At 40.2% G+C, this 3,661-nt stretch carries 5 protein-coding genes and 1 pseudogene; 3 read left to right on the top strand and 3 right to left on the bottom strand.

Features of this window, described 5'->3' with window-relative positions:
* The 3 genes and pseudogenes from PHQ93_RS10660 to mnmH form a co-directional block, all read left to right on the top strand.
* Positions 1 to 712 (top strand): annotated as a pseudogene (locus tag PHQ93_RS10660) (excinuclease ABC subunit A); the annotation flags it as partial.
* Positions 709 to 1,743, top strand: a complete 1,035-nt coding sequence (selD, locus tag PHQ93_RS10665) for a selenide, water dikinase SelD (RefSeq protein ID WP_299944242.1) — start codon at positions 709 to 711, stop codon at positions 1,741 to 1,743. The pseudogene PHQ93_RS10660 and the gene selD, both read left to right, overlap by 4 nt.
* Complete coding sequence (mnmH, locus tag PHQ93_RS10670) at positions 1,744 to 2,832, top strand: tRNA 2-selenouridine(34) synthase MnmH (protein ID WP_299944230.1); 1,089 nt, start codon at positions 1,744 to 1,746, stop codon at positions 2,830 to 2,832.
* Positions 2,833 to 2,865: 33 nt separating this feature from the next.
* Here the strand turns inward: mnmH and PHQ93_RS10675 are convergent, their stop codons facing one another.
* The 3 genes from PHQ93_RS10675 to PHQ93_RS10685 form a co-directional block, all read right to left on the bottom strand.
* Positions 2,866 to 3,153, bottom strand: a complete 288-nt coding sequence (locus tag PHQ93_RS10675) for a hypothetical protein (protein WP_299944233.1) — start codon at positions 3,151 to 3,153, stop codon at positions 2,866 to 2,868.
* A 69-nt stretch (positions 3,154 to 3,222) separates the two neighbouring features.
* A complete protein-coding gene (locus tag PHQ93_RS10680; protein ID WP_299944236.1) occupies positions 3,223 to 3,387 on the bottom strand; it encodes a hypothetical protein in 165 nt (54 codons plus the stop codon).
* Positions 3,388 to 3,417: 30 nt separating this feature from the next.
* Positions 3,418 to 3,661 (bottom strand): hypothetical protein (locus PHQ93_RS10685; RefSeq protein ID WP_299944239.1); only part of this gene is annotated, 244 nt, incomplete at its 5' end.

The following is a 3,661-nucleotide window of genomic DNA, read 5'->3' on the forward strand; positions in this document are numbered from 1 at the left end:
CTTCGCACAGACAAAAGAGTCGCAGATAAGAGGCTACACAAGTTCAAGATTTAGCTTTAATGTTAAGGGCGGAAGATGTGAGAAGTGCCAAGGCGAGGGCGAAAACAAGATAGAGATGCACTTTTTGCCAGACATAATGGTAAAGTGCGATACATGTCGCGGCACAAGATACAATCAGCAGACTTTAGAAGTCTTTTATAAAGGCAAAAATATATCTGATGTGCTAAATATGAGCGTAGAAGAGGCTTACGACTTTTTCAAGCCGATACCAAAGATAAATCAGATACTCTCAACGCTTGTTGATGTAGGTTTGGGATATATAACTTTAGGCCAAAATGCAGTGACGCTCTCGGGTGGTGAGGCTCAAAGAATCAAGCTTAGCAAGGAGCTAAGCCGTAAAGATACCGGCAAAACACTCTATATACTTGATGAACCTACAACCGGACTTCATTTTGCGGATGTAGATAGATTAACAGGAGTGCTTCATAAGTTTGTGGAGCTTGGAAACTCCGTACTTATTATCGAGCATAACTTGGATATGATAAAAAATGCCGACTATGTTATAGATATGGGACCTGAAGGCGGAAGCGGCGGCGGTTTGATTATTGCTGAGGGAAGTCCTGAAAAAGTGGCAAATGAATACAAAAAAACAGGCTCATATACAGGTGAGTATCTTGCAAAAGAGTTAGCACTTCATGATAAAGGGAAATAATGCAACAGATAAAACTTACGGAGTATAGCCATGGAGCAGGGTGTGGATGTAAAATCTCTCCTATGCTGCTAGATGAGATACTAAAAAGTAGTGCGCAACAACCTTTTTATCCTCAGCTACTTGTCGGAAATGAGCATAAGGATGATGCGGCAGCGTATGATTTGGGGGATGGCTCGTCGGTTCTCTCAACGACAGACTTTTTTATGCCGATTGTCGATGACCCTTTTACCTTCGGACGAATTGCCGCGACAAATGCGCTTAGCGACATATATGCTATGGGTGGGCGTCCTCTTATGGCTATTGCTATTTTTGGATGGCCTATCGATAAACTCTCTGCCGATGTGGCACGGGAAGTTATAGAGGGCGGTCGCGCAGCTTGCCTAGATGCAGGTATTCCTCTTGCAGGCGGGCACTCCATAGACTCTCCTGAGCCGATTTTCGGGCTTGCAGTGACTGGAATAGTCGATAATAAACATCTTATGATGAACAGCGGTGCGAAAGAGGATTGTTCTATATTTATTACAAAATCTATCGGCATCGGAATACTCACAACCGCACAAAAGCAAAAAAAGATTGAAGAGGGCGATATTGATGTGGCGATTGAAGCTATGGTTACTCTCAACAAAACAGGTGCTGCTTTTGCGGCGCTAGAGAGCGTTGTTACAATGACTGATGTTACTGGTTTTGGTCTTTTGGGGCATTTGAGCGAAGTGTGCGAGGCAAGTAACATAAGTGCAAATATATGGTTTGATAAAGTACCGCTTTTGCCAAATGTGGAAAAATACAGAGAGCTTGGATGTATTGCCGGAGGAACGCGAAAAAATTTTATGAGTTATGGGCATAAAATCTCTAAAATGACAGAACAACAAAAAGAGATATTGTGTGATGCCCAAACATCAGGCGGGCTTCTTATCTTCGTAAAAAAAGATGCTCTTGATGAGTTTTATGAAGCAACACGCCAAGCAGGTCTGAATCTTGAGCCAATAGGCGAGACGACTTTAAGAGGCAAAAATCTGGTAGAGGTTTTATAGGTGTCAGAGCTTTATGATGATTTTAGGTCTATCGTATTAAACAAAACCCCGCTTATAGATGTCCGCGCACCTGTTGAGTTTAAAAAAGGGGCATTTTTAAACTCTATAAATCTTCCTATTATGAATGATGAAGAGCGCCACGAAGTAGGGATTTGCTACAAAAATAATGGCAATGCAAAAGCGATAGAACTTGGGCATAAGCTGGTGAGCGGAAATATAAAAGAGCAACGCATTCAGGCATGGTCGGATTTTATAGAAGCGAATCCAGATGCACTTCTCTACTGTTTTAGAGGCGGACAGCGCTCTAAAATATCACAAGAGTGGCTTCGTCAAACAGGCAAAGAGATAGTGCGTTTAAGGGGCGGATATAAGGCGTTTAGAAGCTATCTGCTTAGAGAACTTGAAGAATCAACTCTTCATTTTAAGCCTATAATACTTGGGGGGCGAACTGGTTCCGGAAAAACAATACAGCTTCAAGGGATGTCAAACGCGATAGACCTTGAAGGGCTTGCAAACCATAGAGGCTCTTCATTCGGTCAAAAAATTATGCCGCAAACTTCGCAAATAAATTTTGAAAACAATTTGACATATGAGTTAATTCAAAAGCTTCATAACGGCTTTGGGCATCTTGTATTTGAAGATGAGGGAAGGCATATCGGCAATGTTTTTATGCCTGAGAGTTTTATATCTCTAATGGCAGAAGCACCTCTTGTTATTCTTGAGATACCGATAGAACATAGAATAGAGATAACGCTAAATGAGTATGTCATAGAGGCGCAGAAAATGTATGAGAGAGCCGGTTTTGAGAATGTTTTAGAAGCGTGGAGCCAAAGCATACAAAGCGCAATGAACAGGATAAAAAGACGACTTGGAAATCAGAAGCATAGCGAAGTGTTCAATATTTTTGAAGATGCAGTTCAAGAACAGAAAAAAAACGGCTCTTATGATAAATATAGAGATTGGGTAGAGTATCTTTTAAGAGAGTATTATGACCCAATGTATGATTATCAGATACAAAAGCGTTCAAAGCAGGTTGTATTCAGGGGTAGTGCAACAGAAATTAAAAAATATTTGATTACAGTTTTATAAAGTGCATTCACACGAGTACAAATTTGTCAGATTCTAGACCAATGCTCTGTTTAATCTTGCAAAAGCATCGTTTATTCTGTTTTTAGAGCTCTCAATATCACCTTTGATTTGCTTCCAAGAATCTTCCATCTCTTCACTCAGCTCCTTTACCTTAGTCATCATGTCATTAGCCATCTTCTCTAGCTCTTCGACTTCTTCGATAGAGTCAAGGCGCTCTACATCCGAAAAACTTCTTATCTTCGTTTTAAGCTCTACTAATTTTCCTCGTATAAGATCCAACTCGGTTTCAATTTCATGTTTGTATGTTTCTATTGTGCTCATAATGTTTTTCCTGTATTAATTGAGGTAGCCATAAACTTACAAAAGGGCATGAAGCCCTATTGTTTGGAATCAATCAGTTTTTTTCTCTATGTATTTAGCCCCGTCATTGACCTTGTCTTTGCTCTTCTCAACATTCTCACTCGTGTCTTTTTTTGCACCTTTCCATGTCTCACCACAACCACTAGCCATAAGTACCACGAACAGAAGCACTATAAATGTTAAACTTTTTTTCATTTTATATCCTTTTTGATTTCACTGATGTTATCAGGAGTTTTTTTTAGCATATGCGCGAAGTGAATCCCAACTGCTTTCAATATCTTTTTTGAGATGCTCCCAAGCACCCTCACCGACCTCACCTAGTTCACTAAGTTTTGATTGTACGATAGCGTAGTTATCTTCGATTGTTTCAATATCTTTGGAATAGCTGATTCGCATATCGGCAGTAGCACTTTTTGCTTTTGCTTTTAATACCTCAAGATTGGCCTTTACTAACTCCAACTCAGCCTCT

This window comes from Sulfurimonas sp. (assembly GCF_028714975.1).
Taxonomy (GTDB): Bacteria; Campylobacterota; Campylobacteria; order Campylobacterales; family Sulfurimonadaceae; genus Sulfurimonas.